Source organism: Dactylosporangium sp. NPDC049140 (assembly GCF_040648435.1).
Map to the genome: position 1 here is coordinate 59064 of NZ_JBEZDS010000023.1, position 25563 is coordinate 84626.

Genomic DNA, 25563 nt, shown 5'->3' on the forward strand with positions numbered 1-25563 from the left:
GGTTCGGCCGGTTCGGTGTGATCTTGTGCCCGCTTGCGGCGGATGCCGTCACGACTGGATAGAGTTTCTGACATGAGCCACCACGTGTATGCATTCGAGCCGCCTGAGCGGTTCGTTGCCGGCACCGTAGGTGCGCCGGGGGAGCGGACCTTCTTCCTGCAGGCCCGCGGCGGCGGCCGGCTGGTCAGCGTCGCCCTGGAGAAGGTGCAGGTCTCTCTGCTGGCCGAGAAGCTCGAGGAGCTGCTCCAGGAGGCCCACCGCCGCTTCGGCGTCGACCTCGTCGCCGAAGCGGTCGTCGAGACCGCCGACAACGAGCCCCTCGACACGCCCCTCGACGAGGAGTTCCGCGTCGGCACGCTCGGCCTGCAGTTCGACGTCGACACCGCCACGGTCATCATCGAGGCGATCGCGGTCGGCGACGAGGAGGCCGAGGAGCCGGAAGAGGACGAGGACGACGAACTGGCCACCGCCGACCGGGACCGCCTGCGGGTCCGGCTCACCCCGGCGGCCACGAAGGCGTTCATCGAGCGGGCCAAGCGGGTCGTCGCCTCCGGCCGCCCGCCGTGCCCGCTGTGCGGCCAGCCCCTCGACGCCCGCGGGCACCTCTGCCCGCGGCACAACGGCTACCGCCGGTAGCCCGGGGTGCCGGCGCTGCCCGAGGACGAGGCCCTGGAACTACTGCGCCACGGCGGGCTGGAGCTCGAGGGCCGGCTCATGGACGCCTCCAACGCCACCCTGCGCTGCGTCGTCACCCTGGGCGGCACCGTGGCCCGGTGCGTGTACAAGCCGGTGAGCGGCGAGCGCCCGCTGTGGGACTTCCCGGACGGCACCCTCGCCGGCCGCGAGTACTCCGCGTGGCTGCTGTCCAAGGCGACCGGCTGGGACATCGTCCCGCCGACCCTCCTGCGCGACGGCCCGCTCGGCCCCGGCATGTGCCAGCTGTGGATCGACGACGACCAGCAGACCGACGACCTGCTCCTCGGGTTCGTCCCGGCCAACAAGGTCCCGAAGACCTGGCGGCGCATCATGTCGGCCCGCGACGAGCGCGGCCGCCCCTTCGCCCTCGCCCACGCCGACGACCCGCGGCTGGCGCGCATAGCCCTCTTCGACGCCGTGGCGAACAACGCCGACCGCAAGGGCGGCCACGTGATCGACACCGTGGACGGCAAGGTCCACGGCGTCGACCACGGCATCTGCTTCCACACCGAGGACAAGCTGCGCACCATCATCTGGGGCTGGGCCGGCGAGCCGATCCCGGACGAGGGCGTGGAGGTCCTGGAGAAGCTGCGCGCGCAGTACTCCGCGGGCCTGGCCGAGACGTTCTCGGAGCACCTGACCCCGGCCGAGGTGGCCATGATCTGGGTGCGCATCGACGCCCTGCTGCAGACGCGCAGGTACCCCGAGCCGGACGAGGACCGCCACGCGATTCCGTGGCCGCCCATCTGACGCGCTGCGCCGCGACTTCACCACTTTGAGCCCGATAAGTCGGGCGCTTCGCGCCGCGACTTATCGGATTTGTCGCCTGGCCGGGCATATATCCGATTTCGGGGGATTCGGATCACGGTTCAGTTGAATGCGCTCCTCTGGCAGGCCCGTCGAGCCCTGCGGAGAACAGCGGTAAAGGCCCGTTCAGTCCTGCGGTGAACGGCTGAGCGCGATAGGTCGGGCGCTCCGCGCCGCGGCCCTGCCGTGAGCAGCTGAGCGCGATAGGTCGGGCGCTCCGCGCCGCGGCCCTGCCGTGAGCAGCTGAGCGCGATAGGTCGGGCGCTCCGCGCCGCGACTTATCGGATATTTACCCTGTCGGGCGTTATATCGCATTCAGGCGGATGGGTGGCCGATGTCGAACAGGTTGCCCTCGGGGTCGGCGAGGGTGGTCCAGGTCGCGCCGTACTCGTCGAAGTCGCCGACGTGCTTGGCCCCCAGGCCGGTCGCGCGCTCGACCGCGGCCGCGATGTCGTTCGTGTGCAGGTCGAGGTGGACGCTGTTCTTGCCGGGCGTACGGTCGGGCACCCGGATGAACATGAGCACCGGGGTGAGCCCGGCCGAGCGGCCCGCGGTGGCGAAGTACTCCGACGCCCCCGGATCGACCTCGCGCCCCAGCAGTGCCGCGTAGAACCCGGCGAGCTCGGTGGCGTTCCCGCTGCAGTCGACCGTCACGTTGGCCAGCATGATTTCCGACATTTCCTGCTCCTTCACGTTGTAAAATGGCGTATACGACGTATCGCCGGACAGGGTATAAGTCCGAAAAGTCCGATCACGAAGTGTCGGACTTTTCGTCGTCAACCGGCAACCGGCCAGCAGACCTCCGTGCGGAACCGCTCCTCGTCGTCCGTGTGCTGCGGCCCGACCAGATAGTGCTCCACGATCGGCTCCGCCAGCGCCGTGTCGTGCTCGGCCACGTGCGCGCCCAGTGCCCCGTACGTGAGGTCGCAATCCGCGAACGGCCCCGCGTGCACCGCCACCGCGTAACGGCGGCCCGGCAGCGCCGAGAGCCTCGGGTCACCGGCGAACGCGCCGGGCAGGACGGGTACGAACGCCACCACCTCGCCGGCGTCCTGCTCGAAGAACTCGGCCGAGTAGGTGCAGCCGGCCACCCCGGCCGGGTCCGCGCCTGCCTGCGCGAGCGCCCCGAACAGCTCGCCGAACGCCGTCCCGCACCACGCGGCCACGTCCGGGCGGGCGACCCTCGCCCCGACGCGCAGGACGGAGGCGGGGGCGTGGGCGCGGTACAGCACCGTGACCGGCGGCGCCGCGTCCAGCAGCCGGCGCAGCGAGGCGACGACGCCCCGGGTCCGGGCCAGCTCCGCCTCCATGCGGTCCAGGTGCCGGGCGAGCGCCTCGGCGCGGGGCTCCTCGCCGGGCGCCGCGAGCACGGTGCGGATCTCGGCCAGGGGCATGTCCAGGCCGCGCAGGCGCCGGATGAGATGCGCGTCGCCGACCTGCCCGGGGTGGTACCGCCGATGCCCGGTCTCCCCATCGACGTCGGCGGGCACGAGCAGGCCGATGTCGTGGTAGTACCGCAGCGTCTTCGCGGACAGGTGGCACAGCCGCGAGAACTCCCCGATGGTCACGCCCGATGTCATGCCGACCAGTCAAACCCTTCCAGTAGCGGGAAGTGCAAGCGCAAGGGCAAGTTTCGTCACATCCCGCGCCCGGCCCGCGCTTGGATACGCTGTTGGTCATGGACTCCTGGATCGCACCGGCGCTGCCCACGCTGCCCCGCCCCGCCGGCGACGCCGCGCCGCTCGCCCTGTTCGACTCGGCGCGCCGGGAGATCGCCCCCGTCGACCTCGTCGGCCGGCCCGCGACCATGTACGTGTGCGGCATCACCCCGTACGACGCGACGCACCTCGGGCACGCGGCCACCATGATCGCGTTCGACCTGGCCAACCGGGTGTGGCGCGACGCCGGGCACGAGGTCGACTACGTCCAGAACGTCACCGACGTCGACGACCCGCTGCTCGAGCGGGCCGAGCGCGACGGCGAGGACTGGGTGGTCCTCGCGATGCGGGAGACCGCGCTGTTCCGCGAGGACATGGAGGCGCTGCGGATCGTGCCGCCGAAGCGGTACGTCGGGGCGGTCGAGTCCATCCCGCAGATCGCACGCAAGGTCGCCGCGCTCATCACCTCCGGCCACGCGTACACCCTCGACGACGGCACCGGCGACGTGTACTTCTCCGTGGCCACGGCGCCGGCGTTCGGTACCGAATCCAATCTTTCCCGCACTGAGATGCTCCGCCTCGCCGCCGAGCGGGGCGGCGACCCGCAGCGGCCCGGCAAGCGCGACCCGCTCGACCCGCTGCTGTGGCGCGGCGCCCGCGACGGCGAGCCGGCCTGGAACGGCGGCGAGCTCGGCCCCGGCCGCCCCGGCTGGCACATCGAGTGCACGGTCATCGCCCAGAGCCTGCTCGGCGACACCATCGACGTGCAGGGCGGCGGCAACGACCTGCTCTTCCCGCACCACGAGTGCTCCGCCGCGCACGCCGAGGCCCTGTCGGGCAAGGCCCCGTTCGCCTCGCACTACGTGCACGCCGGCATGATCGGCCTCGAGGGCGAGAAGATGTCCAAGAGCAAGGGCAACCTCGTCTTCGTCTCCCGCCTGCGCGGCGACGGCGTGGACCCGATGGCGGTACGTCTGGCCCTGCTCGCCGACCACTACCGCAACGATCGCATGTGGACCGACGACGTACTCAAGACCGGCCAGCAGCGCCTCTCGCGCTGGCGCGAGGCGGCCCGCGCCGGCATCGGCCCGTCGGGCGCGGAGCTCGTCGCCCAGCTGCGCGAACGCCTCGCCGACGACCTCGACGCGCCGGGTGCCCTGGCCGCCGTCGACGCCTGGGTCGACGCGACGCTGGCCGACGCCGGCGACGACCGCGAGGCCCCGGCCATCATGGCCACCGCGGTCGACGCGCTGCTCGGCATCAAGCTCTGACCCGCGCCCTCGGTCACACCATCGCAGGCTCTTCGCGGCCGGCCACCAGTCGGACGGTGGCCGGCTCCGGAGTCCCCTGCCGCAGGCGTTCGTGGGCGTACTCGCAGATGACCGCATGCTCATAGACCGCCCGCGGCACCTCGAGCCGGCTGTCGACCCGCACGGGCACGCCGGCCGGCGCCCAGGTCCGGAACACGGGATCGCCGGTGATGTCGGCGAGCACGGCCATCAGGTGCGTGTCGAGGCGCAGTGAGTGCACGGCCCGGCGGTACTCGGCGGCGCTCAGGCACAGCGCGAACGGAACGTTCATCAGGCACAGCGCCGACTGGATGTCCAGGCGCATGAATCTGCGCGTCCGGGGTTCGGCGTCGATCGCTTCGACGGCGAGCATGCTCGTATCGAGTCCAGGTGCACACGTTCCGCCGGTGGGCGTGTGCGTTTCGCGCGGCGGCGTGTGCGTTTCGCGTAGCGGTGTGCGCGTTTCGCGCGGGGTCGTGTGCGTCTCGCGCGGCAGCGTGTGCGTTTCGCGTGACGGTGTGCGCGTTTCGCGTGACGGTGTGCGCGTTTCGCGCGGCGGCATGTGCGTCTCGCGTGACGGCATGAGCGTTTCGCGCGGCGGTGTGCGCGTTCGAACGGCCTTCAGCACCTCGTAGACGTTCACATCGTGCACGATCACCGCGCGGTTCTTGAGCGCCGTGAGCGCCTGCGGCCGCAACGACACCTCCTCGCGCATCCCGGTGTTGCGCGCGACGAACACGAGCAGGTTCGTCTCGACGATGAAGTGCCGCACGAGCAGCTCACCCGCGGCCGGGCTCACGCAGCGGCGCAGGAACCACACGCACAACGCGTCCATGACCCCGTGCGCGGTGAGCCGCCCGGGCACGATCCGCCGCAGCATCACGACCACGACGACGAGCGCGTTGCAGACGGGGCGCAGCAACGGGTACACCCATCGCCGCGACCACGACCGCTGGTCCTCGATGACGAGCCGCAGCGTGCGCGCATCGATCGGCTCGCGCGCGGCGAGCTCGTCCCAGATGTCGTCGGCGCTCATCGGATTTCTTCCAGCTGCAGCGCGTACAGCCGCGCGGTGATCCGGGCGGTATGCACGATTGCGGCGCAGGCGACAGGATCGGACATGAGCGGGCCGAGCAGACGGTGCATTTCGCTCACATGCTCACCGTCGTTCTCGCCGTGGTACCGCAGGAAGCTCACCTGCCCGTCGGCCAGGCCGAGCTGGTCCTGCAGCATCCGCGCCCATCCGAGCGCCTTTGCGGTGCCGAGCCCCTCGATGACGAACATCGCCCCGAGCAGATCGACCGGATCCGGCCGCGACGCCTGCTGCATGATGAACGCGGACAGCGCCTCCGAGCCCGGGTTCTTGGCCCCGAGCCGGATCTCCCCGAGATCCCCGCCGACGGCCACGAAGTCCCGCTCCAGCAACAGAAAGTCCCGATGCTCCTCGGCCGCGTGCCGGATGGCGGCGCTGCGCAGCTCGAACCGCTCGGCCGAGAAGTTGGAGGCGGCCCGGGAGATCCACCGCCCGCCCTCGACCACCTGCTGGCGGAGGTTGACGAGCAACGCACGGTAGTCGTCGATGGTCGCGGTCGAGTCCTCGATGCGCCGCACGATCGGCACGGTGGCGAGGCGCTGTTCGAGCTCTGTCCAAACGTGCGCAAGATCGTCGACGAGCTGAGCGGGACCGACACAGGTGAGCAATGCGAACGAGACGGTGAACCGCCCGGACTCGGGCACGGCGAGCAGGATGCGGTCACCCGCCTTGAACCGCCCGGTACGCCAGGCCTCCTCCAGCATCACGAAGATGCTGGCCGCCCCGGTGTTCCCGCACGTCTCGAGGTTGCTGAAGCTAATTCCGGCGATTTCCGGAATTTCGGCAAATATCCGATCTCGGAACGTGTTCGCCGACCAGTGCACGAGCGCATGGTCAATTGTTCGGATGTCAACGAGCGCGCGCACCCGCTCGACCCCGAGCCGGAACAGCGAGGGCAGCGCCGACACGTCCTGCCGCAGCCGGAACAGCCCCGCCGCCTCCGCCGCGGCCGCGCTCGGGGCGTCGAGCCACCCCTCCCCGGCGCGCATGCCGGCCGGGTACTCATGCGCGTACGACACGCTGCGCACCCACTCGACCCGCAGGCTCTCCCGATCCGGGCGCGGCCGCGACGACACCACGACGGCGCCGGCCCCGTCGGAAAGCGTCCACCGCAGGAACTCCGCGTCGGACGTCGACCGCCCGCCGGCCGTGAACCGCGGCTCGGCGAGCACCCGGCTGACGAGCTCCGACCCGACCACCACGGCCGCGTCATGCTCCCCGAGCGCTACCGCCCCGGCGGCGGCCTTGAGCGCGGCCATCCCGGACGCGCATACCCCGCCGGCGCTGAGCAGCTCCATCGGGCCGCCCCCGACGCGGCCGTGCACCATGGCCGCGAACCCGGGCACGAGCTGGTCGCCCATGGTCGTGCCGGTGGCGAGCATCCCGACCTCGCCCATGGCCAGGCCCGCGTCCTTCACCGCGAGCTCGACCGCCGCGGCGGCCAGCTCCTCGTTGCTCGACCCGGTCGCGTAGTGACGCTGCCGGATGCCGTTCGCCGCGAGCACCCGTGCGCGCCGCCGGGCCGTGGCCGGGTCGGTCCCGCCGAGCCGCGAGGCGATCTCGTCGTTGCCGACCGGCGCGCCCGGCAGGTGCGCGCCGCACCCCGTGATGTACACCGCTGACGTCTGTCCCATGTGGAACATTGCAGTCGAGGCGGGGAGGCGATCGGATCCGCCGGGCGACTCAGTCCGGCTAGGTCGCGCTACCTAGGTGATGGTGCCCGTTCCGTTTTCTACACCATACACTCATGAGAATAATTCACTTGTGAAGCCGTCACTGTCCGGAGTTCGGCGTCACTGTCGGCAACGTCAGGTACTCCAGCAGCCGCGCCGTCGCCGGTGGGTCCGGCGGTACACCGTACGCCGCCGCGCTCACCCGCCGCTCGCCCCCGCGCAACGCGACCGCCGACACCGCCGGTGACCGGTGCGCCCGCAACGCCAGCGCCGGCAGGATCGTCACGCCCAGGCCCGCCGCGACGAGCGACTGCACCGCCACGTAGTCGTCGGTCGTGAACGCGATGTCCGGCACGAACCCGGCCGCCGCGCACCGGCGCACCAGGCTCTCCCGGCACCGGGTGCACCCGGCGATCCACCGCGACCGCGCGTGGTCCTTCAGGTGCTGCGAGGCGCCGGGCCGGGTCACGAGGTGCAGCTCCTCGGTGAACAGCGGTGTCAGCCGTACCGCGTCGGGAGACGGCGGCGAGCCGTAGTCGAACACCAGCGCGAGGTCGACCTCCCCGGTGCGCAGCAGGCGCAGGGCCTCGGGCGGCGACGCCTCCACGAACTCGAGCGACACGTCCGGATGCGCCTGCGTGAACCGGGCCGCCGCCGGCGGTACGAACGAGCCCAGGGCCGACGGGAACGCGGCCAGCCGCACCCGGCCGGCGCGCAGTCCGCTGTGCTCGGCGAGCTCGGCCTCGGCGGCGTCGAGGCGGCCCAGGATCTCCTCGCCGCGCTCGGCCAGCAGCCGCCCGGCCGGCGTCAGCCGCACGCCGCGGCCCACCCGCTGCAGCAGCTGGGCCCCGGTCTCCGTCTCGAGGCGGGCCAGGTGGTGGCTGACCGACGGCTGCGCATAGTGCAGCGCCTCGGCCGCCGCCGTCACCGAGCCGTGCCGCGCCACCGCCACGAGCACCCGCAACCGCGTCAGATCCAGCATCCATCAATCGTGTCTATGAAAATTCCGCAAAACAAGCATTAGACCTATCAGTTGTACCGGTGGAAGCTCACCCCATGCTCACGATGCGCGACGTGCTCCAGGCCCGCCGGACCATCGCCGGCCACCTGCCGCCCACCCCGTCCTGGTCCTACCCGCTGCTCGACGAGGCCGCCGGCCGCCGGGTCGTGCTCAAGCACGAGAACGCCCAGCCCACCGGCGCGTTCAAGGTCCGCGGCGCGCTGAACCTGCTGGCCGGGACCGAGGCCGGCGACGCCCTCGTCACCTACTCCACCGGCAACCATGCGCGCGCCATCGCGTACGCCGCGCGCGAGTACGGCCGCCCCGCCACGATCGTCATGCCCGAGCACGCCGACGAGGTCAAGGTGCGGGCCGTCGAGGCGCTGGGGGCGACGGTCGTGCGGCACGGCGCCGACATGGGCGAGGCCGAACGGTTCGCGCAGACCCTGCCCGGCCGCCTGGTCAGCCCGGGCGACGAGCCGGCCCTCATCGCCGGCGTCGCCACGTTGTACCTCGAGCTGCTCGAACGCCACCCCGAGCTCGACACGCTCGTCGTGCCCGTCGGCTCGGGCACCGGCGCGGCGGGCGCCTGTCTCGTCGCGGCCGCGGTGGCGCCCGGCTGCCGGGTGATCGCGGTGCAGTCGCAGGCCGCTCCGGCCGCGCACGACTCGTGGCGGGCGGGCTCGTGCGTGTACCGCCAAAATCGCACGAACGTCGACGGGCTCGCCACCGGGCGGGGCTTCGCCGGCCCGCAGGAGATCCTGCGCGCGCACCTGTCGGACTTCGTCCTGCTCGGCGACGACGCGATCGGCGACGCCCGGCGGCTGCTCGCCCGCCGCGCGGGCACCCAGGCCGAGGGCGCGGGCGCGGCGGCCCTCGCGGCGGTGCTCGCCCGGCCCGAGCTCATGGGCTCCGCCGTCGGGGTGGTGGTGACCGGGGCCAACGCCACCGAATTGGAGCTTGCCCGTTGAGCGCATCGTTCGTACCGCTCGCCGATTTCCGGCCCGGCCGTGCTCGGCCGGTGACGGGGATCCGGTTACGTCGATCATTACGGACCTGCCGCCCAGGTCCGGAACACCCCCGTCGAAGGAGAGGTCTGTCGTGACCGGTCCTGAAGAGCGGAAGGCCCCGGCGAGTGACCGCAGTCCCTGGAACTGGCTGCTGGTCATCCCGATCGTGGTACCGCTGCTCACATTCTTGTTCAACGCCGACGGACCCCGGTTCCTCGGCTTCCCGCGGTTCTACTGGCTCCAGCTGGCCTTCATCCTTCTGGGCGTGGGCGTCACCACGCTCGTCTACCAGATGACGAAGAAGAGGTGAGCGGCCATGTGGCGTGACCATGTCCTCGAAATCGTCATCTTCGTCGTGCTGTTCCTCACGGTCAGCGCCATGGGCTTCTTCGCCGCCCGCTGGCGCCGCCCCGACACGCTGAACCACCTCGACGAGTGGGGCCTCGGCGGCCGCAACTTCGGCGGCTGGATCACCTGGTTCCTCGTCGGCGGCGACCTGTACACCGCGTACACCTTCGTCGCCGTCCCGGCCCTGCTGTTCGCCTCGGGCGCGGCCGGCTTCTTCGCGGTGCCGTACACGGTGATCATCTATCCGCTGGTGTTCCTCGTGCTGCTGCGGATGTGGTCGGTGTCGCACCGGCACGGGTTCGTCACCCCGGCCGACTTCGTGCGGGCCCGGTTCCAGTCCCCGACGCTCGCCCTGGTCATCGCGATCACCGGGATCGTGGCGACGATGCCGTACATCGCGCTGCAGCTCGTCGGCATCGAGTCGGTCCTCAAGACCATGGGCGTCACCGGGTCCGGCACCCTCGCCCGGCACCTGCCGATCATCATCGCCTTCGCGATCCTGGCCGCCTACACGTACTCCAGCGGCCTGCGCGCCCCGGCGCTCATCGCGTTCGTGAAGGACATCCTGATCTACGTCGTCATCCTGGTCGCGGTCTTCTACCTGCCGTCGAAGCTCGGCGGCTGGGGCGCGATCTTCGACGCCGCCGACGCGAAGTTCGCCAAGACGCCGGCCACGACGGACGGCATCCTGCTCAACGGCAACAACCAGGTCCAGTACTTCACGCTCGCCCTGGGCTCGGCCCTGGCGCTGTTCCTGTACCCGCACAGCATCACCGGCGTCCTGGCGAGCCGGAACCGCGACGTGATCAAGCGGAACATGTCGGCGCTGCCGGCGTACAGCTTCCTGCTCGGCCTCATCGCCCTGCTCGGCTTCGCCGCCATCGCCGCGGGCGTGACCCCGCTGAAGAACCCCAACGGCACCAACGACAACAACACGGTGGTACCGCTGCTGTTCGACAAGCTCTTCCCGGACTGGTTCGCGGGGGTCGCGTACGCCGCGATCGGCATCGGCGCCCTGGTGCCGGCGGCCATCATGTCCATCGCCGCCGCGAACCTGTTCACCCGCAACATCTACCGCGAGTACTTCAAGCGCGACGCCACGCCCGCCCAGCAGGCCACGGCCTCGAAGGTGATGAGCCTGCTGGTCAAGTTCGGCGCCCTGCTCTTCGTCGTCTTCGTCGACCCGCAGTTCTCCATCGACCTGCAGCTCATCGGCGGCGTCATCATCCTGCAGACCCTGCCCGCGGTGGCGCTGGGCCTGTTCACCCGGTGGTTCCACCGCGGCGCCCTGGTCGCGGGCTGGGTCGCCGGCATGGGCCTGGGCCTGTGGATGCTGTACAAGGTGGTGAACCCGACGACCCACCGCCACTTCGCGGGCTCGGCGTTCCCGCTGAGCGAGTGGGGCTTCGACACCAAGAAGACCATCTACGTCGGCTTCGTGGCGGTCCTGGTCAACCTGGCCGTGGCCGCGATCGTGACGCTGATCCTGCGCGCCTCCTCGGTGGCCGACGGCGGCGACGACACGACCCGCGACGACTACTTCGCGGACGAGGGCGACCCGCGCATCAGCGACATCCCGACGTCCCCGGCCCCGGTGGCGACGGCCGCCCCCGACCCGATCACCTGACCGCTCCCGACCGGCGCCGGCCCTGCGAGCCAGGGCCGGCGCCGTGCCGTGGGGCGGCTAGCCCAGCGCGAGGCCCGGCTCGTCGTCGGGCAGGCCGGGCCGGGGCGCCGGGATCCGGTACTCCTCCGTCAGCTGCGTCATCGGCCCCGGCCAGGCCGCCTGGGCGACCTCGAGGACCTTATGGTCCTCGTCGTACGCCACGTGCAGCAGCACCAGCACCGGCGTGTCCGGCCGGATCTGCAGCAGCTCCGACTCCTCGCGCGAAGGCAGCCGGGCGCTCACCTGGTCGCGCGCGCTCGCGTAGCGGCGGCCGAGCTCCTCCTCGACCTCCTGGTACAGCGGGCGGTCGAACACGTCCGGGCGCTCGATCGACGTGCCGCGGACGTCGTTGGGGCGGAACCACGACGCGCCGACCTCGACGGGGGAGTCGCCGGTGCGCACCAGGTGCCGCCGCACGAGCAGCGGCGCGCCGGGGTCGACGCCGAACGCCTCGGCCACCTCGGCCGGCGCCGGCATCTGCGCGACGATCATGAGATGCTGGCGGTACCGGGCCGCGAGCTCCGCGTGGTAGCCGCGCTGGGAGCCGTAGCGGCCGCGGGAGAGCCGGTTCATGCGCCGCTTCGTGCCGCGCACGAACGTGCCCGACCCGGGGCGCGTGATCAGCAGCCCCTCGATGCGCAGCTGGTCGATCGTGCGCTGCACCGTCTGCTTGGCCACCCCGAACTGCGCGGCCAGGGCCGGGATCGACGGCAGGCGCTCGCCGGGGGCCCAGTCGCCGCGCTGGATCTGTGCGCGCAGCTGCGCCCCGATCTGCCGGTGCGGAAACTCGGCGGCTCCCGGATTGATGGTCATAGGGCTCAAACTAGCCTCCTAGGATGCCAAGCGCAACGTGTTCGGGGGAGTTTGGGGCACGGCGCACCGGGGCAGCGCGGTCGACGTGACGAACGAGCGGTCCGGTGTACGGGAGGCCATCGAGATGAGGCGCCGATGAGCACGATGCACGCCGTGCGGGCCCACCGCCGCGGCGGCCCCGAGGAACTGGTGTACGAGGAGGCGCCGCGGCCCGAGCCGACGCCCGGCGAGGTGCTCGTGGCCGTGCACGCCGCGTCGATCACCCCCGGCGAGCTCACATGGGACGCCACCTGGACCGACCGCCGTACGCCGGGGGGCCGCGAGCGCACGCCGATCGTCCCCGCGCACGAGATGTCGGGAGTGGTCGCCGCGCTCGGCCCGGGAGTGACCGGGACCGCGGTGGGCGACGAGGTGTTCGGGCTCATCCCGTTCGTGCGCGACGGGGCCGCCGCCGAGTACGTCACCGTGCCGGCGGACGTCCTGGCCGCCAAGCCCGCGACCGTTGACCACGAGGCGGCCGCCGCCGTCGCGATGCCCGCGCTCACGGCCTGGCAGGCGCTGGTCCGCCACGCCGGTCTGCAGGCCGGGCAGCACGTGCTGGTCCACGGCGCGGCCGGCGGCGTCGGCTCGCTCGCCGTGCAGGTCGCCGCGGACCTGGGGGCGCGGGTCACCGCGACCGCCGGCGCGCGGGACCGGGGGTTCGTGACCGAGCTCGGCGCGCACGAGGTCGTCGACTACCGGGCCGAGCGCTTCGAGGACCGCGTCGCGGGCGTCGACGTGGTCCTCGACCTGGTGGGCGGCGAGACGCAGGAGCGTTCGTGGGCCGTGCTGCGGCCGGGGGGCGTGCTGGTGAGCGTCGCCGCCCCGCCGGATGCCGGGGAGGCCGCCGCGCACGGGGCCCGCGGGGTCTTCTTCATCGTCGAGCCGGACCGCGCCGAGCTCGAGACGCTCGCGCGGCTCGTCGAGACCGGCCGGCTCGCGCCGGTGGTGGACCGGGTCGTCCCGCTGGCCGGCACGCGCGCCGCCTACGAGGAGCTGCCGGTGGGGCACCGGCGCGGCAAGATCGTCATCGGCGTGGCCCGGCCGGCCGCCTGACGGCCGGCCGGGCGGCGCCGGTTACTTCGCGTTGAAGTACGACGCGTCGGGGTGGTGCACGATTATCGCGTCCGTCGCCTGTTCCGGCATGAGCTGGAACTCCTCCGACAGGGTCACGCCGATGCGGGACGGGTCGAGCAGGGCCACGGTCTTCGCGCGGTCCTCGAGGTCGGGGCAGGCCGGGTAGCCGAAGCTGTACCGGCAGCCGCGGAAGTCGGTGCGCAGCAGCCCGTCGAGGTCCTTCGGGTCCTCCTCGGACATCGGGCGGCCGTCGGGCAGGACCAGCTCCTCGCGCACGCGCTTGTGCCAGTACTCGGCCAGCGCCTCGGTCAGCTGCACCGACAGGCCGTGCACCTCGAGGTAGTCGCGGTAGGCGTTGCCCGCGAAGAGCTTCGCGGTGTAGTCCGCCACCGGCTGGCCCATGGTCACCAGCTGCAGGCCGATCACGTCCAGCGTGCCGGCGTCGCGCGGCTTGAAGAAGTCGGCGATGCACAGGCGGCGGTCGCGGCGCTGGCGCGGGAAGGAGAACCGGGCCCGCTCGCTGTTCGCGTTCTCGTCGAGCACGACCAGGTCGTTGCCCTCGGAGTAGCACGGGAAGTACCCGTAGACGACCGCGGCCTCGAGGACCCGGTCGGAGGCGAGGCGGTCCATCCAGTACCGCAGCCGGGGCCGGCCCTCGGTCTCCACGAGCTCCTCGTAGGAGGGGCCGGTGCCGCCGCGGGCGCCGCGCAGGCCCCACTGGCCCAGGAAGGTGGCGCGCTCGTCGAGCATGGACGCGTAGTCGGCGAGCGGGATGCCCTTGACGACACGGGTGCCGAAGAACGGTGCCACCGGCACCGGGGCCGAGTAGTCGATGTCGGACTTCACCGAGGTGTCGTCCAGGGCCGGCAGGTTGTCGCGGACCTCGATGGTGCGGGCGCGGCGCTCGCGGCGGGCGGCCAGGGCGGCCTCCCGCTCGGCGTCGACGACGGGGGCGCCGCCGCGCTTGGCGGTCATGACCCGGTCCATGAGGGAGAGGCCCTCGAAGGCGTCGCGGGCGTAGTGCACGTCGCCGTGGTAGATGGCGCTCAGGTCGTCCTCGACGTAGGCGCGGGTGAGCGCGGCCCCGCCCAGCAGCACCGGCCAGCGTTCGGCGACGCCGCGGGTGTTCATCTCCTGCAGGTTCTCCTTCATGATCACCGTGGACTTGACGAGGAGGCCCGACATGCCGATGGCGTCGGCCTGCTTCTCCTCGGCGGCCTCGATGATCGCGGAGATCGGCTGCTTGATGCCGATGTTGACGACCTCGTACCCGTTGTTGGACAGGATGATGTCGACGAGGTTCTTGCCGATGTCGTGCACGTCGCCCTTGACGGTGGCCAGCACGATGCGGCCCTTGCCGGCGTCGTCGTCGGCCTTCTCCATGTGCGGCTCGAGGTAGGCGACGGCCGTCTTCATCACCTCGGCCGACTGCAGCACGAACGGCAGCTGCATCTGCCCGGAGCCGAACAGCTCGCCGACGGTCTTCATGCCGTCGAGGAGCACGTCGTTGATGATCGCGAGCGCCGACATGCCCTGCAGGGCCTCGTCGAGGTCGGCCTCGAGGCCGTTGCGCTCGCCGTCGATGATGCGCCGCTTGAGCCGCTCGTGCAGGGGCAGCGCGGCGAGCTCCTCGGCGCGGGAGGCCTTGGCCGAGGCGACGTCGACGCCCTCGAACAGCTCGATGAAGCGCTGCAGCGGGTCGTAGCCCTCGCGCCGGCGGTCGTAGACGAGGTCGAGGGCGACCTCGCGCTGCTCGTCGGGGATGCGGCTCATCGGCAGGATCTTCGAGGCGTGCACGATGGCGCTGGTCAGCCCGGCCTCCTGGCACTCGTGCAGGAAGACCGAGTTGAGCACCTGGCGGGCGGCGGGGTTGATGCCGAAGGAGACGTTGGAGATGCCCAGGGTGAAGTTGATCCCCGGGTACAGCCGGGTGATCTGCCGGATCGCCTCGATCGTCTCGATGCCGTCGCGCCGGACCTCCTCCTGGCCCGTGGTGATCGGGAAGGTGAGGCAGTCCACGAGGATGTCCTGGACCCGCAGGCCCCACTTGGTGGTGAGGTCGTCGATGAGCCGGGCGGCGACGCGGACCTTCCACTCGGCGGTGCGGGCCTGGCCCTCCTCGTCGATGGTGAGCGCGACGACGGCCGCGCCGTGCTCCTTGACCAGCGGCATCATCCGCGCGTAGCGGGAGCCGGGGCCGTCGCCGTCCTCGAAGTTGACGGAGTTGACGATGCAGCGCCCGCCGAGCATCTCCAGGCCGGCCGCGATGACCTCGGGCTCGGTCGAGTCGAGCATGATCGGCAGGGTGGACGCGGTGGCGAAGCGGCCCGCGATCTCGCGCATGTCCTGGGCGCCGTCGCGGCCGACGTAGTCGACGTTGACGTCGAGCATGTGGGAGCCGTCGCGGGCCTGCTGGCGGGCGATCTCCACGCAGGTCTGGTAGTCGGCGGCGAGCATCGCCTCGCGGAACGCCTTGGAGCCGTTGGCGTTGGTCCGCTCGCCGACCATGAGGACGCTGGCCTCCTGGTGGAACGGCACGTGGTGGTAGATGCTCGCGATGCCCGCCTCGATCTGCGGCTCGCGGCCCACCGGGGCCTGGCGGCCGAGCTTGCGGGCGACGGCGCTGATGTGGGCCGGGGTCGTACCGCAGCAGCCGCCGACGAGCCCGGCCCCGTAGTCGAGCACGAAGCGCTGCAGCGCGTCGGCGAGCTCGTCCGGGGTCAGCGGGTAGTAGGCGCCGTCGGCGGTGAGCTGGGGCAGGCCGGCGTTGGGCATGACCGACACGGGAACCTTGGCGTGCTGCGCGAGGTACCGCAGATGCTCGCTCATCTCGGCCGGCCCGGTCGCGCAGTTGAGCCCGATCAGGTCGATGCCCAGCGGTTCCAGGGCGGTGAGCGCGGCGCCGATCTCGGAGCCCAGCAGCATGGTGCCGGTCGTCTCGACGGTGACGTGGCAGATGATCGGCACCGTGACGCCGGTGGCGGCGAAGGCCCGCTGGGCGCCGATGATCGCCGACTTCGTCTGCAGCAGGTCCTGGCAGGTCTCGATGATGAGCCCGTCGGCGCCGCCCTCGATGAGCCCGGCCGCGTTGTCGAAGTACGCGTCGCGCAGGGCGGCGAAGGGCGCGTGCCCGAGCGTGGGCAGCTTGGTGCCGGGGCCGATCGAGCCGAGCACGAACCGGGGCCGGTCGGGGGTGCTGTGCGCGTCGGCGGCCTCGCGGGCCAGCCGGGCGCCGGCCTGCGACAGCTCGCGGATGCGCGATTCGATGCCGTACTCGCCGAGGTTGGCCAGGTTCGCGCCGAACGTGTTCGTCTCGACGGCGTCGGAGCCGGCCGCGAAGTACTCCTCGTGAACCTGTCGCACCACGTCGGGGCGGGTCACGTTGAGCACCTCGTTGCAGCCTTCGTGGCCCTCGAAGTCCTCGAGGGTGAGATCGGCCGCCTGCAGCATGGTGCCCATCGCGCCGTCGGCGAGGAGCACCCGCTCAGCGAGGGTCTTCAGTAGGTCCGCCATACCCAAAGGCTATCGGGCTCCGGGGGCCGACTCCGCCCCGGGCGGACGCGATTCCTGCCACGTATCGGAATGCAACTCCCGCTGGCTGGGAACTTCCGTGGTCAGGGGGTCACTTCCAGCAGTACTTTTCGCGACCGGCGCTTCGGCCGGCGCCTCCCCGTGGGACACCCGCCAGAACACGGCGGCGGTGAAGACCAGGCCGGCGACCATGATCAGCAGCGGGGTGACCGAGCCGGTCGCCGGGTGCCATTCGCCCGCGAGGGGGTTGAACCAGCCGAGCCCGGCGCTGTTGGGCAGGCCGCGCTGCCAGCGCACCATCGCCCAGACGAGCAGCACGAAGTGGATCGGCAGCAGGAAGATGATCATCGTGCGGGTCAGGGTGCGGGACTGGGCCGCGTCGAACAGCCGCCGTTCGAGGGTCCACGCCGCGAGCAGCGGCAGGCCGGCCAGCAGCGGCAGCATGTACCGGCCGTTGATGATGAATCCGGTCATGTTGGCCTGGCTGACCTGCAGCATGCCGGGCAGCGCGACGCCACCGAGCAGGATGACGAGGTACCGCCACCGCGTCGTCCAGTCGCCGAAGACCCCGCCGAGGAAGACCAGCCCGCCGACGAGCAGCGCCCAGACGACGTAGAACGGCGCCCACATGAGCACGTCGAACCAGCCGGCCACGCCGATCATGCCCTCGATGTACACCCACCAGCTGTTCACGTAGATCGCGATGGCCTCGCCGGTCTTGTACTGGTACAGGCCGGGGGGTGGCGGGACGAGCTCGCCGGTCTTCATGCCCACGATCCAGGCCGCCGACAGCACCGCGGCCAGGATGACGCCGCCGACCCACAGCTTCACGCGCAGCAGCCGCCAGTACTCCCGCAGCCACTTCCACCGCACCGGCACCGCGAGGGCGAAGAACGCGAACGCGAACCAGGCCGGCCCGGCCGAGCGCAGCGTCAGCAGCAGCACCGAGCTGATCCCCAGCAGCGTGATCAACGATCGCTTGCGTACCAGGTCAGGCGGCTCCAGCAGCAGCGGTATGCCGGCCGCGAAGAACGCGATCCCGGCCGCGATCTCGACCGAGTTGGGGTTCACGCCGCCGGCCAGGTGCGCGAGCATCGGGGTGGCCACGCCGAGCAGCGTGGCCGCGGCCAGGCCGAACCGGCTCCAGCGCAGCAGCGACACGAACGCCGAGGCCAGCAGGGCCGCGCAGATCGCCGAGCTGATCAGCCGGGCGACGACCAGGCCGCCCCAGTTCGGCCACAGCCGCAGCGGCACGCCGACGGCGAAGTAGTAGAGCGGGTTGTACCGCCCGGCGCTGGTGCTGACCTCGCCGACCGGCCCGCCCTGCAACCCCTTGGAGCAGGCCGCCGACACCTGGGGCTTGAACCCGAAGCACACGGCGTGGGCGTCCATGCCGACGGGTACCCGCTGGTAGGCGCCCATCCCGTCCTTCTCGAACGCGTCCGGGACGGTCCTCGGCCGCGCGAAGATCTGCCCCGGGTCGAAGGAGGCGACCCCGGCCGCGCGGATGGTGTGCTGGACCTCGTCCGCCGGCCCGTCGAACGGTGCGGCGAAGCACCAGGCCCCGAAGACCAGGAAGAACGCCGAGAAGGCGAGCAGCCAGGGCCTGCGTCCGTTTCGCATTCCCGGATGCTATCGGGAGATCTTGGGCGCTCTGCTACTGGGCGTGACAATCACCCGGGCCCGGTAGCCCTCGGTATCCACTTTCGTCTGGGTCCTCCGGGCGCGGTCGACGGGCCATTGCGCGGGCATCCACGTAGGCTGGGTCTCGTGACCGAGTTCGACGGCCTGCCCGTGTTGCGCTCCCCTGTCGCGATTGCCGCGTTCGAAGGGTGGAACGACGCTGCCGACGCGTCGACCGCCGTCGTCGAGCATCTCGAACAGGAGTGGGGTGCGGAGACCATCGCCTCGCTCGACCCCGAGGACTTCTACGACTTCCAGGTGAACCGGCCGACGGTCGTGATGTCGGAGGGCGAGACCCGGCGCATCGAGTGGCCGACGACCCGCTTCTCGGTCGCGCGCCCGCCCGACGCCGAGCGCGACATCGTCCTGATCCGCGGCATCGAGCCGAGCATGCGCTGGCGCACCTTCTGCGAGGAGGTCCTCGAGGTCTGCCACTCCCTCGAGGTGAGCCGCGTGGTGCTGCTGGGGGCCCTGCTCGCCGACGTGCCGTACACCCGCCCGCTGCCGGTGAGCGGCACCGCCCCGGCCGGCGCCTCGACGGAGACGTCCGAGCGGCTGGGCCTCATCCCGACCCGCTACGAGGGCCCGACGGGCATCGTGGGCGTCCTGCACGACGCGTGCGTGCGCGCCGACCTCGAGGCCGTCTCCTTCTGGGTGCACGTGCCGCACTACGCGAACAACCCGCCCTGCCCGAAGGCGACCCTGGCCCTGCTGCACCGCGTCGAGGAGATCCTGGACCTGCCGGTGCCGACGGGCGACCTCGCCAAGGAGGCGGCGGAGTGGGAGGAGCGGCTCAAGCAGGCCGCCGAGCAGGACGCCGAACTCGCCGAGTACGTGCGGGAGCTGGAGGAGCGCTCGGGCGACGCGGGCCTGCAGCCCCTGTCGGGCGACGAGATCGCGCAGGAGTTCGAGAAGTACCTCCGCCGCCGCGGCGGCCAGGCGGGCCCCTCGGCCACCGGCGCCTGGTAGTCCGCTCCGGTCGTACATGTCCGAATTCTCGGTCGACATCACCCACAGCGCCGGCATCCAGGTCGGCGACCACAACACCCAGATCTTCAACGCGCCGGCGTTGCCGACCCTGGACCAGTGGTGGTCGCAGGTCTGGCTGCCCCTGACCGACCCGCCGCTGACCGAGGAGATCGTGCTCGCGGGCCGGCAGGACACCGCGGCGCAGCTGCGCGCCGTCCTCGACGACGGCCAGGCCCTGCACGCCGTGCAGGGTGATCTCAGCGCGCTCGAGCTCAAGGCGTTCATCGCCGCGGCGCTCGGACCGGGGCGGGACCGGGCGGTGTTCGTCCACGACGCCGCGGAGCTCGCCGCCGCGCCGGCCGGGCCGTCCCTGGTCGTCCTCGCCGCGGGCTCGAGGCCGCGCGAACTGCCGGTCGGCGGTCCGCGCCGGTTCCTGCTGTACGGCCGGGAGGTCGCCCGCCCGTCCGTCCAGGTACCGCGGGTGAACGGCGACGACGTCGCCGGCCTCCTGACCGCGGGCGGGCTGTCACCAGCCCGGGCGCGGGCCCTGGGAACGCTCGCGCGGCGGGGCCTCGAACAGCTTCGCCGCGCCCTGACCCGGTACCCCGGATATCCGGAGGCCGCCTGGGCCACCGAGCCGGACCGCGCCACCCGCCGCCTGGCCCTGCTCGGCGCGTTCATCGAGGCCGACCGTGACCTCGTCGCCGGCTTCACCGGCCTGACCCCGGCCGGGCTGCCGGACGCCGCCCATCGCCTGGCCGCCGACCCGGACACCCCGCTGCTCGGGCGCCTGCACGACCACTGGTACCTCAACGCCCCCGAAGACGCCTTCGTCCTGATCATGGGCGCGCTGCACGACGACGACCTCGCGGCGTTCGCCACGCTCGCCACCGGCGTGCTCGGCGGGACCGTCGCCGGCTCCGCGGCGCTGCGCCGCGGCGTCGCCGAGACCCTGGTCCTGATGGCCGTCCACGGCGGCGACATTCGCCACGGTCCCCGCCTCATCGCCGACGCCGCCCGCCTCATCGTGCGGGACCTGCTGGCCGGCGCCCCGGCCGGGCGCTGGGCCGCGCTCACGGACGTGATCCAGCTGCTGGCGGAGGCGGCGCCGGAGGAGTTCCTGACCGCGTTGTCCGGTTCGCCGGACTGGCATACCGGCATGTTCGCCGAGGACCGGACCTATCCGCCGGTCCTGTGGGCGCTGGAGATGCTGGCCGGCCCGGCCGGGTACTTCGGCCCGGCGGTCGAGATCCTGGCCCGGCTCGCCGCGGTCGACCCGGGCGGCCCGCTGTCGAACCGGCCGGCGAACTCCCTCGCCCGGATCTTCGACTGCCTGTTCCCGCAGACCGAGGCGGCCCGGCCCGTGCGGCTGCGGGAGCTGCGCCGGCTCCTGCGAGGCCAACCGGCGGTGACCCGGACGCTCCTGCTCGACCTCCTGCCGGACGGTCACGTGATCCGGACCGTCCATCCGCGGCCGCGGTTCCGCGCCTGGCCGGCCCCGGCCGTGGCGTCGGCGGACGAGGCCGGTCAGGGCCTGCGGGACGTCGCCGGCCTGGCCGTCGACGACGCGGGCACCGACCCCGCGCGCTGCCTGCGGCTCATTCCCCGGATGGCCGGGATGTCGCTGGAGGAGCGCACCGCGTTCGCCGGGGCACTGGCGAAGCTCGACCTTCCCGACGACCCGATGCGGCGCGAGCTCCACGAGGCCCTTCGCGACCTCGTCGCCCGCCACCGCGAGTTCGCGCACGCGGCCTGGGCGCTGCCCGCCGCGGAGGTCGACGCGCTGGCCGGCCGTGCCGCCGCGCTGCGGCCCGGCCGCGCCGCCGACCGGCATCGCTGGATGTTCGCCGACGACTGGCCGAACGGCGTCGCCGACCCCGGCGACCTGGCCCGGCGGCGGGCCGGCGCGGCCCGCGAGATCCTGGCCGAGGGCGGTCTCGACGCGGCGGCCGCGCTCGCCGACGACACGAACGCGGCCGCGGCGGTCGGGGCGGCCCTCCCGGCGCAGGACGACGAGCAGCAGCTCATGCTCTGGCTGGCCGGCGAGCGCCCCGAGCTCGCCGCCGGGTACTACGCCGCCCGGATGCGCGAGGAACCCGCGCGCCGCGACGACCTGCTCCTGCGCGCCGGCGACGCACCTCGGCGGGCGGCGATCCTGCTCGCGGCGGGCGATCCGCGCTGGGCCTGGAGCAAGCTGGCCGGCCTGGACTCCGGGACCGCCGATGCCTACTGGGCCGGGTTCTCGCCGTACGGCCTGGGCGGCGACTTCGACGGCGTCGCCGAGGCCGCCGCCGGGCTCAACGGCGCCGGCCGGTTCGACGCCGCGCTGAACCTGATCGCCGTGTACGCCCGCCGGTTCGACTCCCCGGACATCGCGGCCCAGGCGCTCATCGCGGCGGAGGGGTTCCGCACGGCCGGCGGCTGGGTGCGGCCGCACCTGCTGCAGGCGGTGGTCGACCTGCTCTGGCGGCATCGGGACGCGATCGGGCTGGCGCGCCTCACCGACGTCGAACTGGGCCTCGCCGACCGGCTCGGCTACGGGGCCTCGTTGCCGGCGACGTCGGCCCGGCTCGGGACGGACCCCGACTTCTTCGCCGGGCTGGTGGCCGCCCGATCGGACCCGGCCTACCGGGCGCTGCACGCCTGGGCCGGGTGCCCCGGCACCGCCGGCGACGGCACGGTGGACGTCGCCGTGCTGCGCGACTGGGTCGTGCGAGCCCGCGAGCTGCTCGCGGCGGCCGGGCTGGCGGCGCTGGGCGACGCCGAGATCGGCCGGGTGCTCGCGGTGGCACTGCCCTCGCCCCCCGACCCGGTCTGGGAGGTGCTGGAGGACGTCGGCCGCGACGACCTCGACCGCGCCGTCTGGCGCGGGCTGTTCAACAAGCGCGGCGTCACGAGCCGCGGCCTGACCGACGGCGGCGAGCAGGAGCGGGCGCTCGCCGAGGACTGCCGGGAGCTTGCGCGGCAGGCGGCGGACTACCCCCGGGCCCGCCGCCTCCTGCTGAACCTGGCCAGGACGTACGCCCGGGACGCTCGGCAGGAGGACGACGAGGCCGAGGTGTTCCGGCGCGGGATCTGAGCTCAGTCCTGCACGTAGGTGCTGAGGAAACGCCCCAGGCGGGTCACCGCGTCCTCGAGGTCCGCCACGCGCGGCAGGGTCACGATGCGGAAGTGGTCCGGGTGGTGCCAGTTGAACCCGGTGCCCTGCACGACAAGCACCTTCTCCGCCTTCAGGAAGTCCAGGGCGAAGCGCAGGTCGTCCTTGATCGGGTGCACCTGCGGGTCGATGCGCGGGAACATGTACAGCGCGCCGCGGGGCTTCACGCACGACACGCCCGGGATGTCGTTGAGCATCTTCCAGGCCACGTCGCGCTGCTCCAGCAGGCGTCCGCCCGGCAGGATCAGATCATTTATCGACTGGTACCCGCCCAGCGCCGTCTGCACCGCGTGCTGCGTCGGCACGTTCGGGCACAGGCGCATGTTGGCCAGTATGTCGAGGCCCTCGATGTAGCTCGTCGCGTGCGCCTTCGGGCCGGCCAGGACCATCCAGCCGGTGCGGAAGCCGGCCACGCGGTACGCCTTGGAAAGGCCGTTGAACGTGATCGTGAAGACGTCGGGCGCGACGGCCGCGGTCGAGGTGTGCTCGGCCCCGTCGAAGAGGATCTTGTCGTAGATCTCGTCGGAGAAGACGATCAGGTCGTGGCGCCGGGCGACCTCGGCGATGCGCTCCAGCATCTGCCGGCTGTACACCGCGCCGGTCGGGTTGTTCGGGTTGATGACCACGATCGCCTTGGTGCGCGGGGTCACCTTCGCCTCGATGTCCTCGACGTCGGGCATCCACTCGTTGGACTCGTCACACACGTAGTGCACGGGCTTGCCGCCGCACAGCGAGACCGACGCCGTCCACAGCGGGTAGTCGGGGGAGGGGATGAGCACCTCGTCGCCGTTGTCGAGCAGCGCCTGCAGCGACATGACGATGAGCTCGGAGACGCCGTTACCGAGGTACACGTCCTCGATGTCGACGCCGTACACCTCTTTCTGCTGGTAGTACTGCACCACGGCGCGCCGGGCCGACAGCAGCCCCTTCGAGTCGCCGTACCCGTGCGCGGCCGGCAGGTTCAGGATGACGTCCTGCAGGATCTCCTCCGGCGCCTCGAAGCCGAACGGCGCCGGGTTGCCGATGTTGAGCTTGAGGATGTGGTGGCCGTCGGCCTCCATGCGCTTGGCGGCGGCCATGACCGGTCCGCGGATGTCGTAACAGACGTTGGCCAGCTTCGCGGACTGAGTCACCTGCATGCAGGCACCCTACGGCCTGCGGTCGACGGCGACGGTAGCCAAATCTCAGGATGTGGCCCCGCGGAAGGTACCGTCGGGGCGTGCGATTTGTGATCATTGGTGCGGGCGCGGTCGGTGGGGTGGTCGCCGGGCGCCTCGCCGGTTCCGGCGCGGACGTGGTGCTCGTCGCGCGCGGCGCCCACCTCGAGGCGATCCGCCGCGACGGCCTGCTGCTGCGCGAGGCGGACGGCGACACGCGGCATCGGCTGCCCGCGTACGCGGCCCCGGCCGAGGTCGGCTGGCGCCCCGGCGACGTCGCCGTCCTCGCCGTCAAGAGCAACGACACCCAGGCCGTCCTGGAGCAGCTGCCGCGCGACGTGCCGGTGGTGTGCCTGCAGAACGGCGTCGCCAACGAGCGCGCCGCGCTACGGCTCTTCCCCGACGTGTACGGCATCTGCGTCATGCTGCCCTCCGCCCACCTCGAGCCGGGCGTGGTGGTGGCCCAGTGCGCGCCGGTTCCCGGCATCCTGGACATCGGCCGGGTACCCGGCGGAGTCGACGACACCGCCCGCGAGATCGCCGCCCACCTGGTCAAGGCCGGCTTCGTCGCCGAGGCGCGGCCCGACATCATGCGCCGCAAGTACACGAAGCTGCTCATGAACCTGGGCAACGCCGTCGAGGCCCTCTGCGGGCGGGTGGACGGCATCGACGAGGTCGCGGCGCTGCTGGGCGCCGAGGGCGAGACGGTCCTGCGGGCGGCGGGCATCGCCTACGCCACGGCGGAGGAGGACCGGGAGCGCCGAGGGGAGATCCTGCAGCTGGTACCGGTGGCCGGCCAGATGCGCGGCGGCGGCTCGACGTGGCAGAGCCTGGCGCGCGGGACCGGTGCGGTGGAGGCCGACTACCTCAACGGCGAGATCGTGCTGCTGGGGCGGCTGCACGGCGTACCGGCGCCGGCGAACGAAACGGCGCGCCGGCTGGTGGTGGACGCGGCCCGGTCCGGGACGGCCCCGGGCGCGCTGTCCCCGGCGCAGCTGCGGGCCGCCATCGACGACGTGCGGTAGTCCACCGCTTTCGGCTCAGACCGCCGGCGCGGGCGTCGGTGCGGCACCACGCTCGAAACGGGTTCCGGTCGGTTGCGGACCGCCCGATCACCCGGCGTGTCGTGAGTTTGCGCACGTAAGCGGGCGGCGAGCGGCAAGCGGCAACCCGCGGCGGGCAGGATCCGGAACCGTGGCGATGCAGGCGGTGCTCTTCGACATGGACGGAACGCTCGTCGACAGCGAGAAGATCTGGGAGGTGGGCCTCAACGAGCTCGCCGCCCACTACGGCCGTACCCTCTCCGTCCAGGCCCGGCGCGCCATGGTCGGCACCAACATGACCGACTCGATGCGCATCCTGCACGAGGACCTCGGCCTGCCCCTGACCCGCGCGGCCATGGACGTGAGCGTCGTATGGCTCGAGGAGCGGGTGAAGGAGCTGCTGCGCGCGGGGGTGCCGTGGCGGCCGGGGGCGAAGGAGCTGCTCGGGGCGCTCAAGGCGGCCGGCGTACCGCTGGCGCTGGTCACCGCCACCCACCGGCACCTGGTCGACGTCGCGCTGCTCACCATCGGCGCCGGGCACTTCGACGCCGTCGTGGCCGGGGACGAGGTGGACCGGACCAAGCCGCACCCGATGCCGTATCTGACCGCCGCGGCCATGGTCGGTGCCGAGGCGGCGAACTGTGTCGCGGTCGAGGACTCGCCCAACGGGATCGCGAGCGCGCGGGCGGCCGGGTGTGCGGTGCTGGCGGTGCCGTGCGAGGTCGCCCTCGACCCTGAGGGCGTCACGCTGATCGGCTCGCTGCTCGACGTGGACGTCGACTACCTGCGCAAGCTGGTCGCCTGAGGCGCGGGCCGAACGTGCTCGCCGGTGACGCGGCGGTGCAGGTGTTGAG

The 25563-nt window shown here is 72.2% G+C and carries 20 protein-coding genes; 11 read left to right on the forward strand and 9 right to left on the reverse strand.

Annotated elements, in window-relative coordinates; all coding sequences use genetic code 11:
• Positions 1-72: 72 nt before the first annotated feature.
• Both AB0B76_RS31550 and AB0B76_RS31555 read left to right on the forward strand, forming a co-directional pair.
• On the forward strand, positions 73-636 hold the full coding sequence (locus AB0B76_RS31550; protein ID WP_360382300.1) for a DUF3090 domain-containing protein: 564 nt from the start codon (positions 73-75) through the stop codon (positions 634-636).
• 6 nt (positions 637-642) lie between these two features.
• The gene (locus AB0B76_RS31555; RefSeq protein WP_360382302.1) at positions 643-1446 is read left to right on the forward strand and encodes an SCO1664 family protein; all 804 of its coding nucleotides are present in this window, start codon (positions 643-645) and stop codon (positions 1444-1446) included.
• 372 nt (positions 1447-1818) lie between these two features.
• Here the strand turns inward: AB0B76_RS31555 and AB0B76_RS31560 are convergent, their stop codons facing one another.
• Positions 1819-2181, reverse strand: coding sequence for a VOC family protein (locus AB0B76_RS31560; protein WP_360382304.1), 363 nt, complete (start codon positions 2179-2181; stop codon positions 1819-1821).
• A gap of 98 nt (positions 2182-2279) precedes the next feature.
• Complete coding sequence (locus AB0B76_RS31565) at positions 2280-3083, reverse strand: MerR family transcriptional regulator (RefSeq protein WP_360382306.1); 804 nt, start codon at positions 3081-3083, stop codon at positions 2280-2282.
• 98 nt (positions 3084-3181) lie between these two features.
• Between AB0B76_RS31565 and mshC the strand changes: the two genes are divergently transcribed.
• The gene (gene mshC / locus AB0B76_RS31570; protein ID WP_360382308.1) at positions 3182-4432 is read left to right on the forward strand and encodes a cysteine--1-D-myo-inosityl 2-amino-2-deoxy-alpha-D-glucopyranoside ligase; all 1251 of its coding nucleotides are present in this window, start codon (positions 3182-3184) and stop codon (positions 4430-4432) included.
• 13 nt (positions 4433-4445) lie between these two features.
• Here mshC and AB0B76_RS31575 read toward each other — a convergent pair whose 3' ends face one another.
• The 3 genes from AB0B76_RS31575 to AB0B76_RS31585 form a co-directional block, all read right to left on the reverse strand.
• On the reverse strand, positions 4446-5486 hold the full coding sequence (locus tag AB0B76_RS31575; RefSeq protein ID WP_360382310.1) for a hypothetical protein: 1041 nt from the start codon (positions 5484-5486) through the stop codon (positions 4446-4448).
• A complete protein-coding gene (locus AB0B76_RS31580) occupies positions 5483-7177 on the reverse strand; it encodes a 3-oxoacyl-[acyl-carrier-protein] synthase III C-terminal domain-containing protein (protein WP_360382311.1) in 1695 nt (564 codons plus the stop codon). Before AB0B76_RS31580 ends, AB0B76_RS31575 begins: the two co-directional genes overlap by 4 nt.
• A 139-nt stretch (positions 7178-7316) precedes the next feature.
• Positions 7317-8198, reverse strand: a complete 882-nt coding sequence (locus tag AB0B76_RS31585; RefSeq protein ID WP_360382313.1) for a LysR family transcriptional regulator — start codon at positions 8196-8198, stop codon at positions 7317-7319.
• Positions 8199-8272: 74 nt separating this feature from the next.
• Between AB0B76_RS31585 and AB0B76_RS31590 the strand changes: the two genes are divergently transcribed.
• The 3 genes from AB0B76_RS31590 (at position 8273) to mctP (ending at position 11201) form a co-directional block, all read left to right on the forward strand.
• Positions 8273-9187 (forward strand): pyridoxal-phosphate dependent enzyme, encoded by a 915-nt coding sequence (locus AB0B76_RS31590; RefSeq protein WP_360382314.1) that lies wholly within the window; start codon positions 8273-8275, stop codon positions 9185-9187.
• Positions 9188-9317: 130 nt separating this feature from the next.
• Positions 9318-9536, forward strand: coding sequence for a DUF3311 domain-containing protein (locus tag AB0B76_RS31595; RefSeq protein ID WP_360382315.1), 219 nt, complete (start codon positions 9318-9320; stop codon positions 9534-9536).
• A gap of 6 nt (positions 9537-9542) precedes the next feature.
• Positions 9543-11201, forward strand: a complete 1659-nt coding sequence (gene mctP / locus AB0B76_RS31600) for a monocarboxylate uptake permease MctP (protein ID WP_360382317.1) — start codon at positions 9543-9545, stop codon at positions 11199-11201.
• A gap of 57 nt (positions 11202-11258) precedes the next feature.
• Here mctP and AB0B76_RS31605 read toward each other — a convergent pair whose 3' ends face one another.
• Complete coding sequence (locus tag AB0B76_RS31605) at positions 11259-12053, reverse strand: GntR family transcriptional regulator (RefSeq protein WP_360382319.1); 795 nt, start codon at positions 12051-12053, stop codon at positions 11259-11261.
• A gap of 135 nt (positions 12054-12188) precedes the next feature.
• Between AB0B76_RS31605 and AB0B76_RS31610 the strand changes: the two genes are divergently transcribed.
• A complete protein-coding gene (locus AB0B76_RS31610; RefSeq protein WP_360382320.1) occupies positions 12189-13148 on the forward strand; it encodes an NADP-dependent oxidoreductase in 960 nt (319 codons plus the stop codon).
• Between the two features lie 21 nt (positions 13149-13169).
• On the opposite strand, the gene metH is transcribed toward AB0B76_RS31610, so the two are convergent.
• Together metH and AB0B76_RS31620 are read right to left on the reverse strand one after the other, a co-directional pair.
• Entirely contained in the window at positions 13170-16682 is a 3513-nt protein-coding gene (gene metH / locus AB0B76_RS31615; RefSeq protein WP_360382321.1) for a methionine synthase, read from the reverse strand.
• Between the two features lie 9 nt (positions 16683-16691).
• On the reverse strand, positions 16692-18323 hold the full coding sequence (locus tag AB0B76_RS31620; protein WP_360382323.1) for a hypothetical protein: 1632 nt from the start codon (positions 18321-18323) through the stop codon (positions 16692-16694).
• Positions 18324-18470: 147 nt separating this feature from the next.
• Here AB0B76_RS31620 and AB0B76_RS31625 point away from each other — a divergent pair, with 147 nt between their 5' ends.
• Both AB0B76_RS31625 and AB0B76_RS31630 read left to right on the forward strand, forming a co-directional pair.
• A complete protein-coding gene (locus AB0B76_RS31625; RefSeq protein WP_360382325.1) occupies positions 18471-19352 on the forward strand; it encodes a PAC2 family protein in 882 nt (293 codons plus the stop codon).
• Positions 19353-19368: 16 nt separating this feature from the next.
• Entirely contained in the window at positions 19369-22431 is a 3063-nt protein-coding gene (locus tag AB0B76_RS31630; protein ID WP_360382327.1) for a hypothetical protein, read from the forward strand.
• 2 nt (positions 22432-22433) lie between these two features.
• On the opposite strand, the gene AB0B76_RS31635 is transcribed toward AB0B76_RS31630, so the two are convergent.
• Positions 22434-23648, reverse strand: coding sequence for a pyridoxal phosphate-dependent aminotransferase (locus AB0B76_RS31635; protein WP_360382329.1), 1215 nt, complete (start codon positions 23646-23648; stop codon positions 22434-22436).
• Positions 23649-23728: 80 nt separating this feature from the next.
• Here AB0B76_RS31635 and AB0B76_RS31640 point away from each other — a divergent pair, with 80 nt between their 5' ends.
• On the forward strand, positions 23729-24691 hold the full coding sequence (locus tag AB0B76_RS31640) for a 2-dehydropantoate 2-reductase (protein WP_360382331.1): 963 nt from the start codon (positions 23729-23731) through the stop codon (positions 24689-24691).
• A gap of 184 nt (positions 24692-24875) precedes the next feature.
• On the forward strand, positions 24876-25514 hold the full coding sequence (locus tag AB0B76_RS31645) for an HAD family phosphatase (RefSeq protein ID WP_360382454.1): 639 nt from the start codon (positions 24876-24878) through the stop codon (positions 25512-25514).
• The last annotated feature ends 49 nt before the right edge of the window (positions 25515-25563 follow it).